The organism is Vibrio intestinalis (assembly GCF_025195085.2).
Lineage (GTDB): Bacteria > Pseudomonadota > Gammaproteobacteria > Enterobacterales > Vibrionaceae > Vibrio > Vibrio intestinalis.
Genome location: NZ_JANAVY020000004.1, coordinates 148296 through 163883, shown reverse-complemented (window position 1 = coordinate 163883; position 15588 = coordinate 148296). Strand labels below are relative to the sequence as shown.

The 15588-nt window shown below is 39.4% G+C and carries 14 protein-coding genes; all 14 read left to right on the top strand.

Annotated features, from left to right (window positions below):
- Positions 1–13 precede the first annotated feature (13 nt).
- The 14 genes from MU515_RS08975 to hisH all read left to right on the top strand — a co-directional run bounded on the left by MU515_RS08975 (position 14) and on the right by hisH (position 15587).
- Entirely contained in the window at positions 14–1072 is a 1059-nt protein-coding gene (locus tag MU515_RS08975; RefSeq protein WP_260260083.1) for a nucleotidyltransferase family protein, read from the top strand.
- Between the two features lie 2 nt (positions 1073–1074).
- Positions 1075–2052 (top strand): Gfo/Idh/MocA family protein, encoded by a 978-nt coding sequence (locus tag MU515_RS08970; protein ID WP_260260082.1) that lies wholly within the window; start codon positions 1075–1077, stop codon positions 2050–2052.
- 1 nt (position 2053) lies between these two features.
- Positions 2054–2746, top strand: coding sequence for an acylneuraminate cytidylyltransferase family protein (locus MU515_RS08965; RefSeq protein ID WP_260260081.1), 693 nt, complete (start codon positions 2054–2056; stop codon positions 2744–2746).
- Between the two features lie 309 nt (positions 2747–3055).
- Positions 3056–4387: a hypothetical protein gene (locus MU515_RS08960; protein WP_260260080.1), complete on the top strand. Its 1332-nt coding sequence runs from the start codon at positions 3056–3058 to the stop codon at positions 4385–4387.
- A gap of 34 nt (positions 4388–4421) precedes the next feature.
- On the top strand, positions 4422–5192 hold the full coding sequence (locus MU515_RS08955) for an oxidoreductase (RefSeq protein ID WP_260260079.1): 771 nt from the start codon (positions 4422–4424) through the stop codon (positions 5190–5192).
- A 7-nt stretch (positions 5193–5199) separates the two neighbouring features.
- Positions 5200–6336, top strand: a complete 1137-nt coding sequence (locus MU515_RS08950) for a hypothetical protein (protein WP_260260078.1) — start codon at positions 5200–5202, stop codon at positions 6334–6336.
- 153 nt (positions 6337–6489) lie between these two features.
- Complete coding sequence (locus MU515_RS08945) at positions 6490–8271, top strand: ABC transporter ATP-binding protein (RefSeq protein ID WP_260260077.1); 1782 nt, start codon at positions 6490–6492, stop codon at positions 8269–8271.
- Between the two features lie 105 nt (positions 8272–8376).
- Positions 8377–9390: a UDP-N-acetylglucosamine 4,6-dehydratase (inverting) gene (gene pseB / locus MU515_RS08940; protein ID WP_260260076.1), complete on the top strand. Its 1014-nt coding sequence runs from the start codon at positions 8377–8379 to the stop codon at positions 9388–9390.
- On the top strand, positions 9387–10562 hold the full coding sequence (gene pseC, locus MU515_RS08935) for a UDP-4-amino-4,6-dideoxy-N-acetyl-beta-L-altrosamine transaminase (protein ID WP_260260075.1): 1176 nt from the start codon (positions 9387–9389) through the stop codon (positions 10560–10562). The genes pseB and pseC overlap by 4 nt, the downstream gene beginning before the upstream one ends.
- On the top strand, positions 10562–11254 hold the full coding sequence (pseF, locus tag MU515_RS08930; protein WP_260260074.1) for a pseudaminic acid cytidylyltransferase: 693 nt from the start codon (positions 10562–10564) through the stop codon (positions 11252–11254). The genes pseC and pseF overlap by 1 nt, the downstream gene beginning before the upstream one ends.
- Before the next feature lie 15 nt (positions 11255–11269).
- Positions 11270–12772, top strand: coding sequence for a UDP-2,4-diacetamido-2,4,6-trideoxy-beta-L-altropyranose hydrolase (gene pseG, locus MU515_RS08925; RefSeq protein WP_260260073.1), 1503 nt, complete (start codon positions 11270–11272; stop codon positions 12770–12772).
- Positions 12773–12779: 7 nt separating this feature from the next.
- Positions 12780–13838: a pseudaminic acid synthase gene (pseI, locus tag MU515_RS08920; protein WP_260260072.1), complete on the top strand. Its 1059-nt coding sequence runs from the start codon at positions 12780–12782 to the stop codon at positions 13836–13838.
- On the top strand, positions 13838–14977 hold the full coding sequence (locus MU515_RS08915; RefSeq protein ID WP_260260071.1) for an N-acetyl sugar amidotransferase: 1140 nt from the start codon (positions 13838–13840) through the stop codon (positions 14975–14977). The genes pseI and MU515_RS08915 overlap by 1 nt, the downstream gene beginning before the upstream one ends.
- Positions 14967–15587, top strand: coding sequence for an imidazole glycerol phosphate synthase subunit HisH (gene hisH / locus MU515_RS08910; protein WP_260260070.1), 621 nt, complete (start codon positions 14967–14969; stop codon positions 15585–15587). The genes MU515_RS08915 and hisH overlap by 11 nt, the downstream gene beginning before the upstream one ends.
- Position 15588: the final 1 nt, after the last annotated feature.

The window sequence follows — 15588 nt, the reverse complement described above, 5'->3', positions numbered from 1 at the left end:
TAACAGGTAGAATATGAGTTTCTCTTGGGAAAATGTATTAATTCACCCTACAGATACGTTACGTGATGCTCTAGAGATTATAAACACAGAGTCTCTAAGAATTGCTTTGGTGACAGACAATTTAGGTAGGTTATGCGGGGTTGTGACTGATGGGGATTTGAGGCGTGGTTTATTAAACAATCTTTCACTGAATGATGAAGTGAGTTTGGTTATGAATTCTAACCCTGTAACAGCAGATGTAAGCACCCCAAAAGATCAGCTTTATTTAGAGATGGAAAAAAAAGGCATTTTGTCTATCCCTTTAATCGATGCTGGTAAGTTAGTTGGTTTAGAAACGTTACGCGGGACCATTGGGCGTGCTTTGTATCAAAATCCAGTATTTATTATGGCCGGTGGTTTTGGGACTCGCTTAAAACCTCTTACTGACACTTGCCCTAAGCCAATGCTTCACATCGGTAATAAGCCTATTTTAGAAACGGTTATCCGAAATTTCATCAAAGCGGGCTTTGTCAATTTTTATATTTCTACTCACTATATGCCAGAACAAATCCAAGCTCACTTTGGTGATGGTAGTGAATTGGGTATCAATATTAGTTATGTGCATGAAGATCAACCTCTTGGTACAGGCGGCGCATTAGGTTTGCTTCCGAAAGATTTACCTGAAGGTTTACCACTTATCATGATGAATGGCGATGTACTCACTAAAGTCGACTTTCAACGTTTACTTGATTTTCATGTGGAAAACGACGCTGATGCTACGATGTGTGTCCGTGAGTATGATTACCAAATTCCCTATGGTGTTATTAATGGTGAAGGGAACAAGATCATCAGTATGGTTGAGAAGCCAATACAACGCTTCTTTGTGAACGCTGGGATTTATGTAGTGTCTCCACGTGTTATTGCCTCAGTACCTAAGAATCATCATATCGACATGCCGACGCTCTTAGAGCAGCACATGCACGAACGAAGTAATGTGCTGATGTTTCCGATTCATGAGTATTGGCTTGATATTGGTCGTATGGATGACTTCAATCGAGCTCAAGCTGATATTCACTCATTAGGGTTAGACTAGTAATGGAAAAAGTAGCTGTTATTGGTTTGGGTAATATAGCAATTAGACATCGAAGCAATTTGAAACGGCTGTTTCCTAACGCCACACTTTTTGCGATGTCAGCTAGTGGTAGGGTTCCCCAGGAAACTATTAGCGATTGCGATATTTTAGTTTCTAATGTTCAAGATCTAGTTCTGCATGAAGTAGAGTTGGTGATTGTCGCTTCTCCTGCTCCGTTTCATGCGAGTCATGCTTTACCTTTGATTGAAGCTAGTATTCCTGTGTTAATTGAAAAGCCAGTGACTGTGACGAAACAGGATGCTAATGAACTTCAACAGGCGATGGTAGAACACCAAACACCTGTAGCCGTAGGATATTGTTTACGTTATTTATCCTCAGCCACTCAGGTAAAAAAGTTGTTAGTTGAGCATGCCATTGGGGTTTTATACAATGCGCATATTGAAATTGGTCAGTATCTACCTAATTGGCGCCCTAACAAAAACTACCACGATAGTGTTTCTTCGAGTAGAGAATTGGGTGGAGGAGCATTGTTAGAGCTGAGTCATGAACTAGATTATGCTCAGTGGCTTCTTGGACCATTAACATTACAGCATTCTATTTTACGCTCATCCGTAGAGCTTGGTTTGGAGGTTGAGGATATGGTTGATATCGTAGCTCTCAATCCGAGTAAAACAGTCGTCACATTTCATTTGGATTTTATCCAACGAAAAGCATACCGACGATGCAGCTTTATGGGTAGTAAAGGGCGGTTAGAATGGGATCTAATCGAAAACAGTGTAACTCTTGCAACGTCAGAAGGAGTGAGGGTTGTTTATAATGGGTTTGATTGGGATAAGAATAAAATGTATCTAGAAATGATTGAAGATTTTGTACAACTAATAAAAGGCAACAAAAACAGTTGTACCACCTTAGATGAAGCAAAGAAAACAGTCTATTTTATTTCTGATGTCAAGAAGAATGCTGAATATATAGGGAACTGATATGAGAAATTTTGCATTTATATTTGCTCGAGGAGGGTCAAAGGGGCTCCCTGGTAAAAACATTAAGCCTTTGGCAGGAAAACCATTATTACAATATGCAGTAGATACAGCTCAATCAGTGTCTAATATTAGCCAAGTATTTGTTTCGACAGATGATGATACTATTGCAAATATCGCGGAAGACTCTGGAGCAGTCGTTATTCGCAGGCCAGATGAACTAGCTACTGACACTAGTCCTGAGTGGCTATCTTGGCGACATGCGATAAATTGGGTGAAAGAGCATTATGGTGACTTTTCAGGGTTTGTTAGCTTGCCAACTACTAGTCCTTTGCGAAACCACTTAGATGTCGAGAGTGCAATCATCAAGCGCGAATTGGTGAATGCTGATATTTGTATTTCTGTTACGCCTTCCCAACGTAGTCCATTTTTTAACATGGTGATAAACAATGATGAAGGATTTGTCGAGCTTGTATGCCCTCCAACGTTTGATGTTACACGAAGGCAAGATTCGCCAGAAGTCTATGATATTACGACAGTCGTGTATGCCACGACTCCTGAATTTGTGCTAAACAACTATGGTATTTTCTCTGGTAAGGTAACATGTATAGAAGTACCAAAAGAGCGGGCTGTTGATATCGATGATATTTATGACTTTAAGCTTGCAGAGTTAATTTTGAGGAGTAGGCTAGTTTAAGAATTTTGTTAAATTACCTCATTCTCAAACTAAATCATCTAAAGAAACATGTTACCTCAGATGCTAAGTGTAGTTCTTCTAAATTAACAGTTTAAGCTAGATGGAATACTTTATGAACAGCGTTCTGAAAGGCGTATTACACGCAAGCTCGATATTAAAAAAGTTGTCGATGCTGTTATGTTTTTACTTTATGGATAGTACGAAGACATTTCAGGACATACACTAGTCATAGATGATGGCTTTTCCTTAAGGTAAGAGTAATTAACTTTTTGAGATCATTTCTGATCTGTATAAGCTCGGATTAATTGAATGAATGAAAATAAACAAAAAACCCTTTATGTAGTCCACTGTATTGATACTGAAGGACCATTGACTGAAGATTTAGTGGATACCTTTAAGCGGCTTAAAAATGTCTATGGTAATGTGGTTAAAGATATTGAGCCGTCACGAGAAAACTTAAGAAAGCTGCAAAATGCTGAACTTAACTTAGATGGGTTTGAGAAAGAAGTTAGTAAAATGCTTGCCCCGCATTTGCTTCAATATAACAATAACTGGTCACAAATAGATAGAATGCTGGATGATGCTTTGTCTGAGGCATTTCGTAAGAGAACTATTGATGATTCCAATGAAGGTTGGGTGTACAGCTGGCATTGTATGGATCATGTAGGGTACTCGGATAACCCTAGAAGAAAAGATTTAGGTTTTGGGAATGTTTTCCGTTTTTACAGACAAAAATTGAAGGAAACGAATAGTGAGTGCGATGAGATAAATTGGCATTATCATCCATTATCGTTCAGTAGAAATCCTCTGCAGTGTGCAACAAATTACGTCAATTCATACGATGTTTTGTTAGAGTCTTTATGTAGGAGAATTATCGACGAAGGGTGGTTCCCAACTGTAAATAGGCCTGGTTTCCACACTGAGCGTCAAGATATCCATATGTTTTTAGAACAATGGATCCCATTTGATTATGCTAACCAATTCTATGAGGTTGATGATGGCCAATTGGATCTAGTATCTGGCCGTTTTGGAGATTGGAGAAGAGCGAGCTCCTCATGGCGGGGTTACAACCCCAGTCATGATGACTATCAATCTCCAGGGAACTGTAGACGCCATATCTTCCGTTGCTTGAATGTAGGTACGCGTTTTAATGAGCTCAAAAAGCATCATGTAGCTTCTGCATTTGTAGAGGCAAATAATATGGGTTCCGCTATTTTGGCATTTGCGGATCACGATTATAGAGATATTAGGCCGAATGTTGATTACGTAAGGGGAATAGTCGAGTCCCTTAGGTCTGAATACCCTAGTGTAAAAGTGAAGTTTTCAGGAGCAGAGCAAGCTGCTGTCGCCGTTACTGGAAATACCAACCAGACACCACTGAAACTAGCAGCTTCTATAGAGCGAAATGTTCTAAAGGTCAAAGTTCTTAGTGGTGAATTGTTTGGGCCTCAGCCATTTTTAGCAATAAAAACGCTGCAAGGTGACTATTATCATGACAACTTCGATATTCAGACACCAGGAATAGAGTATACGTATACTTTTGACTTTAATACGGTACCTTTAAAGTCTGTGAGCTCGATAGGTGTAGCTTCTGCTGGTCGTTATGGCGCGTTTGATGTTCAGAAAATAATGTTATCATAAGCTGAATATCTGATTGTAGGTAAATGGATTATAAATGAATCAAATGCTTAAAGATAAGAAGATTGTTGTTGCTGGTGCGGGTGGGCTACTAGGCGCTAATGTTGTTAAATCAATTCTATTGGCTGGAGGGGATGTTGTTGCAATGGATATATCCCTAGAACACCTAAAGACGCGTCTGTCTTCTGTTGATGTTGATATTAATAATGCCCACCTTATTATGTGTGAGTTAGACATTACCAATAGTGAGGCTCTAACTCGATTTTGGCAACAAGCTGAGGGTATAACCGGCGCAGTCAATTGTACCTACCCAAGAACTAATAGCTATGGCGCTAAGTTTTTTGATGTAACACTGGATAGTTTTAACGAAAATGTAAGTATTCATTTAGGTAGCTCATTTTTGTTTGCTCAGCAGTGTGCTGCATACTTTGTTGATAAAGAACTCCCTTTTTCATTAGTAAATATATCTTCCATTTATGGAGTCATTGCTCCAAAGTTTTCTGTATATGACAACACTTCAATGACAATGCCAGTTGAGTATGCTGCGATTAAGTCGGCCACTATTCATTTAAATAGGTATGTGGCTAGTTATATTAATGACAGTCGCTTTAGAGTTAATAGTGTGAGTCCAGGTGGTATCCTAGATGGGCAGCCAGAAGTGTTTCTCGATGCATACTGCAAGAACACACATGGAACGGGAATGTTAAATGTAGAGGAAATAACCGGTACAATTGTCTATTTGTTATCTGATCTTTCCCGATTTGTGACTGGTCAAAATATTATTGTGGATGATGGGTTCTCGATTTGAAGATATTATGAAAACTATGAACACAAAAAGATTTCTGTTTTGCGTAGAAAAAAAATATACCGAGCGAGATAAAAAACGATGGGGTATTCAAGAGCTTGAAAGTAATGGGCATCAAGTTGATGTAATTAATCTAAATTCTCTTGTTCATCCGAAGAGAGTCGAAGAGGAACCTAACAAGGAAATATTCAAGCCTGAATCATGCCGTGAACTTGACAAATATATTTCAAAGATAGAAGAAAAAACGGTAGTAGTTTTAACATCAATAAACTCCATCAGATTTTTACCTATAATTAAGATTTTCAATAAATATAATCTTGAAACAATTGTCTTACAGCTAGCACCTATACCTATACATTATGATGAACAAAAAAAATTTAGTAAAATAAGCATTGTAAGAAGAGTGAAATGTTATTTCATGCACTTAATTAAAAAGTGCTTCAGGCCATATGTGGACTATCTTGTAAAAGGTGGTAATAAAACTGATGTTTTACCTATGTACTGCGTGGGAAAAGAAATAATGGCACACTCTATGGATTTTCAGAAATGTCAGGATGTAGCTATTGAATTATCAGGTTGCTCTAAAAAGCATATATTGTTTTTGGATCAAAACCTAATGGGGCACCCAGATGATGAAATTTGTGGATTTGACTTTAGTTATCTATCTGATGATTATTTTCGTAAAATAAATGATTTCTTCGATTATGTTGAATCTAAATTCGAAACGAAAGTTGTAATTGCAGCACACCCAACTTCAGACCTAGAAAAGTTGAAACGTAACTTTAATAATCGAGCAACCTATGCTGGTGCTCTTGAAAGTCTTGCAAAAGAGTCTGCAATGATCTTTAGTCATGCTAGCACATCAATGGGAGTCGCTGTAATTTATAATAAGCCTTTGTTACTTCTTGACTCTAAAGAACTAAGGGAGATAGAAAATGCTTACGAAAGGTATGTTCAAAGTGGATTTGCTACCAAATTAGGTGCTAAAGTGGTAGCTATAGATAACAGATCTGATTATGAGGATCTAACAAGTTTTCCAACTGTAAATTTTGAAAAATATAAAAAATACTCATATGACTATTTAAATTGTAGCCCATCTGAAAATGGTAGTATTTGGAATAAAATACAAGTGGGTATAATAAGTTAATTGAGAGAATGTTTTTATCGATATCTAAGTTGCTGTTAAATATGGATTTTTGTGTGAAATGCCTTGTTTTTATGTGACTTTAATGCGTGAAATCATCGTTTTTTGCTTTTTTGAATGCATTTCGGTTTAAGTACTAGGTAGAGTTTACGTTAAATGAGAAGAAAAATTAAACGGTTATGGAGCATTCTGTCTTTGGAGCAAAGGAAAAAGTTGGGATTGTTGCAAATCATGGTTGTAGCAATATCAATTTTTGAGCTTGTCACTATTGGTATGATTGCTGGATTTATGGGAGTAGTTTCAGACAATAGTAAGCTAGATACCTACTTAAGTTATGTTAATATTTCTTTTCTAAACAACATGTCATTTAGTAGTACTTTGTTGTTTATTTCTTGTGTGATTCTATTACTTTTAACTATAAGCTCTTTATTGTCAGTCCTTATGACGAAAAAGATTAATCAAATATCCTTGAACTTCGGCCATGAACTTACCTGTAGGCTATTTTGTTTCTATCAAAGGCAAGGTTGGGAATATTATTTAACGAATAATTCAAGTATTTTAACAAACAAGGTCCTTATAGAAAGCAGTCGTTTAGTTGGTTCTGTTCTGGTTCCTATTGTAAATATGTTTTCTCGCTTGGTTTTTATTTTACTAATCAGTGTAGCTATCTTTTCTTATGATATTGAGACGAGTCTATTTATTATAACCTTCTTCATTTTTAGCTATGTCATGATTTCTAAGGTGCTTAAGAAACGACTGCAACGAAATGGGCGAATTGTTGGAGAGGCAAATCATTTAAAAAGCAAGATAGTTAAAGAGGCATTCACAAATACAAAGTCAGCTATTCTTTTAGGGAAAAGGAAATATTTCATAAATGCTTTTGAGGAACAAAGCTTACAACAATCCCAAGCTCAGGCAAGTACGATGACTATTGCAGGAGCTCCACGGTATATGATGGAATGGCTTGCTTATGTAAGTATGATAATGATTATTATACTCAACCTAATCATTAAAGGTGATGACTTTTCTGCCATACTTCCATTGCTTACTATCTATGGTTTAGCCGCTTTTAAGTTACTGCCCTCCCTTCAGCAGGTTTACAATAGCATTGCAACCATCAAAGGCAATATTTCAGTGTTAGATATTTTGGAAGCTGATTTAGTGTCTAGTAGGGCTAAGATGAATTCTAATGACCATATAGGATTGATACCTTTTAATGACCACCTTGAAGTTTCTCAAGGGTCTTTCTCGTATGCAGGTAATAAAAAGCTAGCTCTAAATTCAATAAGTATCAGGGTAAATAAGTTCGAGAAAATTGGAATTGTAGGCCACTCAGGCTCAGGAAAGTCAACATTGATAGATGTGATTTGTGGTCTGCTGCCATTAAGTAGTGGCAAGTTAAATATAGATGGGCAGCCAATTAAAGATTTGTCTGCTTGGCATCATAACATTTCCTATGTCCCTCAATCTGTTAACTTAATGGATGCTACAATCGCGGAAAACATTGCTTTTGGAGTTGAATATTCAGAAATAGATTGGGGAAAAGTACATAAAGCTGTTGAGCTTTCCTGTTTAACAGAATTAATTGCTAGTTTTTCAAATGGACTTGATAGTCACATTGGTGAAAATGGAATCCAGATTTCTGGCGGACAAAGGCAAAGAATTAGTATCGCAAGAGCTTTGTATTCGGAGTCTGAAATTTTAGTCTTCGATGAGGCAACGAGTGCTCTAGATGGCATTACTGAAAATCAAATCATGGAGTCAATAGAGAAATTGTCAGGTAAGAAAACTATTATTATGATTGCCCATCGACTAAAAACTATAAAAAACTGTGATCGTATCTATGTATTAGAACAAGGCCAAATAGTCGATGAAGGTAAATATGATTACTTGATTCAAAGTAACGCATCCTTTAGAGAAATGAACAAATTTGCATAGTTTGATAATGAGGTTAATATGGATTTTACTTAGATAGGTGCCAAAAAAGTTATTTAAGTATTTATATCTCTATCTTGTTTACAAATTTTAATTTAAGGAATTAACTTGTTAAATAATAAAAATGTTCTTATCACTGGCGGTACAGGGTCGTTTGGTAAGCAGTTCATCAGTACGATCTTAGAGCGCTATACGGACGTGAAAAAAATTATTATTTTTTCTCGTGATGAATTGAAACAATTTGAGTTGAGGCAGCAATATCCTCAGAAAGATTTTCCTCAGCTTCGCTTTTTTATTGGAGATGTTCGTGATAGAAACCGCATGGTTCAGGCTTGTGAAGGCGTAGATGTTATCATTCATGCAGCTGCAATTAAGCAGGTAGATACTGCTGAATATAATCCTACGGAGTGTATTCGTACTAACGTAGATGGCGCTGAAAATGTAATTAACGCGGCACTAACTTGTAATGTGAAAGATGTTGTAGCTCTATCAACAGACAAAGCTTGTGCGCCAATCAACCTTTATGGTGCGACTAAGCTGGCTTCAGATAAGCTATTTACAGCAGCAAATAATATCAAAGGTTCAAAAGATATCCGCTTTAGTGTTGTGCGCTACGGTAACGTAATGGGCTCTCGTGGCTCAGTTATCCCATTCTTTTTGAGTAAACGTGAAGAAGGTGTATTGCCGATCACTCACGAAGAGATGACACGCTTTAATATCTCATTGCAAGATGGCGTGAACATGGTCATGTACGCTCTTGAAAACCATTTAGGTGGTGAGATTTTTGTACCAAAAATACCATCTTACAAAATCTTAGATATCGCCGGAGCGATTGCTCCCAAATGTGAAACCAAAGTGGTTGGCATTCGTCCAGGAGAGAAACTGCATGAAGAAATGATTACAGATACAGATTCTCTAAACACGATCGATCTTGGTAAGTACTACGCCATTCTACCTTCTGTATCGTTCACTTATACAGAGCAAGAGTATCTAGATCACCACAAAGCTGAAAAAGTACCGTTTGGTTTCAAATACAACTCGGGTACAAACACAGAGTGGGAAAGTATTGAAAGCCTACGCGAGCTAATTAAAGAGCACGTTGATCCAAACTTTACAGTGTGAGAACAGTTGTGATTCCTTACGGTAAGCAAGATATTAATCAACAAGACATTGATAGTGTTGTTGACGTTTTGAACTCAGACTTTCTAACTCAGGGACCTCGTGTTCCAGCATTTGAGCAAGCACTTATTGAGCATACGGGTGCTAGTTATGCACTAGCGGTTAACAGTGCAACATCAGCGTTACACATTGCTTGTCTTGCTTTGGGTTTAGGGGAGGGAGACTGGCTTTGGACCTCTCCCATTACCTTTGTTGCGTCAGCAAACTGTGGTTTGTACTGTGGTGCACAGGTCGACTTCGTAGATATTGACCCTAATACTTACAATATGTGTCCAAAACGCCTTGAGGAAAAGTTAATCAAAGCGAAAGCTGAAGGCAAGCTCCCGAAGGTTGTTGTGCTGGTGCATTTATGTGGTCAACCATGCGATATGATGGCGTTCTCTAAACTGGTGAAAGAGTACAACTTCAAAATCATTGAAGATGCTTCACATGCAATCGGCGGCAAATATCAAGGCTTGCCGATAGGGAATTGCGAATACTCTGATATCACAGTGTTTAGCTTCCACCCCGTTAAAATTGTAACGACGGCGGAAGGTGGAGCAGTAATGACCAACCAAAAGGCTTTGTCTGACAAGATGACTTTACTTCGAAGTCACGGTATTACTCGCGACCTTGAGCAAATGGAGGGTGAAAGCCATGGTGGCTGGTATTATCAACAGGTTGATTTAGGTTTTAACTACCGTATGACCGAGCTTCAGGCGGCACTGGGTGTATCTCAGATGCATCGTTTAGATGCTTTTATTACCGCTCGTCATCACCTTGCCGATCGTTACAATCAGCTATTGAAGTCTTTACCAGTGGTCTTGCCATATCAATTGGAGAATACCTACTCGGGCCTTCACCTTTATGTAATTCGTTTGCAGTTGGACAAGATCTCTTTGACACACAAAGAGGTATTTGATGCACTGAGAGACAAAGGTATTGGCGTCAATCTGCACTACATTCCAGTCCATACTCAGCCTTACTATGAAAAAATGGGCTTTAGTGAAGGTGATTTCCCCGAATCTGAACGCTATTACCGTGAAGCTATTTCTCTTCCTATGTTTCATTGCATGACGGAAGAGCAGCAAGATACGGTTGTTCAGGTACTTACTGAAATTTTGCAGGAGTGCTAATGAAAGTCGCGATTATTCCAGCTCGAGGTGGTAGTAAGCGCATACCGAGAAAAAACATAAAAGAGTTTCATGGTAAGCCGATGATCGCTTATTCCATCAAAGCAGCCATCGCCTCTGCCTGCTTTGATAAAGTGATAGTATCAACTGATGATACGGAGATTGCAGCCGTAGCTGTAGCTCATGGTGCAGAAGTCCCATTTCTGCGCCCGGCAGAAATTTCTGATGAATATGCAACAACAATGGATGTCATGGCTCATGCTATTCATTGGTGCCAGAGTGAAGGCTGGGATGTTGACGCGGTTTGCTGCTTATATGCAACAGCACCATTTGTATTGCCAGAGGACTTGCAGCAAGGTTATGCTCTTCTGCGAGACTCTGACGTGCAATTTGCCTTTAGTGCAACCTCATTTCCATTCCCAATTCAACGAGCTATCAAACTCGACAAGTTTGGTTCGGTTTCGATGTTTTCGCCTGAAAATGAACAAGTAAGATCGCAAGATCTTGAAGAGGCTTATCATGATGCAGGACAGTTTTACTGGGGGAGAACGGGGGCATTTTTAAAAAAACGATCTATTTTTTCCCCACATTCCAAAGCTGTACTTTTACCGCGTTGCCGAGTTCAAGATATTGATACTCCTGAAGATTGGGAGTTGGCGGAGTCCTTGTTTTCTGCGCTAAAGCTCGTGAAGTAACAAATAGGGTACGCTATGCAGGTTATTTTTCGGGTTGACGCTTCTTTATTGATCGGCAGTGGTCACGTTATGCGCTGTTTAGTCCTTGCTGAGGCTTTGAGTAAAAAAGGACACCAAGTAGAGTTCGCTTGTACTCCACTAAAAGGAGATATGCGAACGTTTATTCGTGAGCGTGGCTTCAATGTAATCTCCCTTGCCGAGCCTCAAAGCATTATCGCACCACAGCATGACGCTGATTATGAGGCTTGGCTTCAAAAGAGCGTTACAGAAGATGCACAAGACTTTTTAGTAGCGGTCAAGGCGGCAGATCTTGTTGTTACAGACCATTACGCTATTGGTGCTGAATGGCAAGAAAAAATCGTTGCAGTACTAGATTGTTGCTTGCTTGCTATCGATGATTTAGGACGTTGCCATAGGGCTGATTTAGTTCTAGATCAAACTTTAGGGCGAAGTGAAGTTGATTATGCTTCGTCCAATACCAAGGCTCTCGTTGGCAGTGAGTATGCGCTGTTGCGAATGAATTTCTCTAATAAGCGAGAAGCCGCTCTTTCAAGGCAGCTATCTGATGAATCTGTTAGAGTTCTTGTCTCAATGGGAGGGGTTGATGCTCCAAACGCAACACTGAAGGTATTAAAGAGCCTTTGTTGTCAAGTCAATGCCGATTTTACCGTTTTATTGCCCTCTAGATCACCTCATTTTCAGCAGGTAAGTGCGTGGTGTTTAACGAAACCCAATGTTCGACACCAAGAATTTGTCTCTGACATGGCGAGTTTAATGCTAGAGCATGACATAGCGATCGGTGCGCCAGGAACTACCAGTTGGGAAAGGGCCTGTCTTGGCTTGCCGAACATTGTTGTACCTCTTGCGGAAAACCAACAACTTATTTGTGAGCAACTGGTTAAGCATGATGCAGCTGTCCATGTTGATATTAAAGATATTCCATCGACGTTGAACGGAGCTTTTATGAGAGTGCTCGAAGGGTGGTCTCAGTTTAAAGAGGCTAATCTTACTATTTGTGATGGACGAGGAGTTCGGCGAGTTATTTTTGAAATAGAGCAATTAGTCAGCAAAAAACGTGATGGGGTGTTTTTGCAATATGCATCTCAAGACGATATCGCTCTGATATATGAATGGCAAAGTCATCCAGATACTAGAAAATATGCGCTTACACCCAATGTACCAAAATGGAGTGAGCATCAGACTTGGATGTCGAGAAAACTGCAATCCACGTCTGATTATTTTTACATGGTCATCAATAGAGTGGATAGAAGTAAAGTTGGCGCTGTACGTTTAGATAGAATGGAATCTGGGCATTACCTTGTTTCTATATTTGTCGATCCTAATAGTTATGGAAGGGGAGTTGCATACCAAGCACTAGATGCAATCGATGCGATTCACCCTGATGTGACGTTGAATGCAACAGTATTGAAGGCAAATGTTGCATCGCAACGACTATTCAAAAAAGCTCGTTATCATCAAGTTGATGAAGAAACCTATATCCGACAACCAATTGATTGAGGCAAAAATGAAGCCATATATAACCATTGACGGCCGCAAAATCGGACCGGATCATCCTCCATATATTATTGCAGAGCTTTCCGCTAATCATAATGGTGATATCAACCGTGCTTTCCAAATTATGGAAGAAGCGAAAAAAGCGGGCGCGGATGCGATTAAACTACAAACTTATACCCATGAGACAATCACAATGGATTGTGACTCTGAGGAGTTCCAAATTCATGGCGGTTTATGGGATGGTCAAACTTTGTATGAACTTTACAAAGGTGCTCATATGCCATGGGAGTGGCATGAGCCACTATTCAAAAAAGCGCAAGAGTTGGGTATTACTATTTTTAGTTCCCCTTTCGACTTTAGTGCGGTTGAGCTATTAGAAGAACTCAATGCACCAGCATATAAGATAGCTTCATTTGAAGTTATTGACTTACCTCTTATCAAGCGTGTTGCTCAAACTGGCAAGCCAATGATTATTTCTACAGGCATGGCAAATGAAAAAGAGATTGCTGAAGCTATCAAGACAGCAAAAGATAATGGTTGTCAGGAATTAGTCGTACTTCACTGTGTTAGCGGTTACCCAGCACCTGCAGACCAATACAATCTAAGAACAATTGCAGACATCGCAGAGCGCTTCAATGTACTGTCAGGGCTCTCAGATCATACTATTGATAGTGCCACAGCAGTAACGTCAGTAGCCCTTGGTGCTTGCTTAATTGAGAAGCATGTAACGATGGATCGCAATGGTGGTGGCGCTGATGATAGCTTCTCATTGGAGCCTTTAGAGTTACATGCATTGTGTAAAGATACGAAAACCGCGTGGCAAGCTCTTGGCACGGTTAACTATGAAAGAACTGAAGCGGAAAAAGGTAATGTGAAGTTTCGTCGTTCTTTGTATGTAGTCAAAGATGTAAAAGCGGGTGAAATGCTTACGGTAGATAATGTTCGAAGTATTCGCCCTGGGTTTGGTTTGGCTCCAAAGTATTATGATGAAGTTATTGGGGAAGTAGTGAAAAGAAATATTAGTCGAGGGACTCCTCTTACTTTTGATGTTATTGAGACTGTGAAGTAATGAAATATTGTCAAAAATGCCTGACGACAGACTTACGACCTAATGCGTCTTTTTCAGGTGGGATCTGTATTGCTTGTCGATATTCAGCTTCAGAGCATCACGAGAACGTGGGGTTGAAGCTTAAGTTACTACAAGAAAAGATCCAAAAAAGCCTCCAAAAACAAAGAAATAAAGGGGCTTACGATTGTATCGTTGGTGTTAGTGGAGGCAAAGATAGCACACGTCAGGCTCACTGGGTTAGGGACCGGTTAGGGTTGAGACCGTTATTAGTTTGTTGTGCCTATCCACCAAAACAGATGTCTGAAATTGGCGCTAAAAATCTCACCAACCTGATAGAAATGGGATTTGATGTGATAGCTGCGACCCCTGCTCCTCAAACGGCAGCTCAACTTGCTCTAGAGTCATTTAAACAATTTGGTAATGTATGTAAGTCGACGGAAATGTCTCTGTTTTCGACAGTTCCTCGTTTAGCTATTGAGTTGGGGGTTAACACCATTTTTTGGGGGGAGAACCCAGCCTTACAAGTTGGTGATGCTGCTGTCGAGGGGTTTGATGAGTTTGATGGCAACAACTTACGCCGTCTAAATACTCTTACCGCTGGCGGAACTGATTGGCTAAAAGAAGCAGTTAAGCACCCTTATCATGCCGAGCATTACTTATACCCAGATGAAATTGAGTTTGAACGAAAGAAAATTAATATTTTCTACTTAGGCCCTGCGTGGGATGACTGGAGCAATGATGATAACTCTATATATGCCTCATTACAGGGGCTTACTTTACGCCCCGGAGAAGAACTAGAAACGGGAGATCTTTCCAATGCTTCTATGCTTGATGAAGAATTTACTAATATCAACATGATGCTCAAGTACTACAAGTTTGGGTTTGGTAGAGCAACGGATGCAGTGAATGAAAAAATACGAACCAGTAAACTCACGCGTGAACAAGGTATTGAAATTGCTGAAAAGTATGACGGTCTATGTTCTGACCGTATTGTTAAGAGCTATTCGGACTATGTCGGAATAACGGTTGATGAGTTTTGGAACATTGCCAATAAATGGGTGAACACTTCTATTTTTGATATTCGCTCTGGTCAACGCCCAATCAGAAAGTTTACTGTCGGAGTCGATTATGAAGGTTGATATCTTAGATATTGGTAGTGGTAATATTCGTTCAGTTAAAAACTGGATTGAGAAGTCTAACGTTTCCACGCGGATTGTCACTCAGCCTGATGATATACAGTCTGAAATGTTAGTATTGCCGGGTGTTGGCTCAGCAGGTTCCTATATGCAACGTATGAAGGCTGGCAATTTTGATGAGGCAATCAAGGCTCATGTTGATAAAGGTTGTCGTTTGATGGGGATCTGCTTAGGTTTTCAGATAATGATGGAATACTCAGAAGAAGATGGGCATGTTGAAGGCTTTGGATTTCTTGATGGGCATGTAGAACGTCTGGTTGGGCAAGTGTCCCACAACGCATGGGAACCACTTTCGTTCCGTCGTCAAGGGATGGCTGGGCAGTCATTTAGTAGTAGGCATCACCTTACACAAAAGCGCATTTTTAATGGACGCGTTTTTTACAACCATGAGTATGGGGTGATTAATAAAAGTCAAGACGCTTTTTCTCTTCCAGTGAGTAGCGCATTTTCTCAATACAGTGGTTTGTTGGTTAAGGACAATATCATTGGTCTTCAGTTTCACCCGGAGAAAAGTCAAATCTCGGGTACAGACTTAATCAACATGATTTTATAGG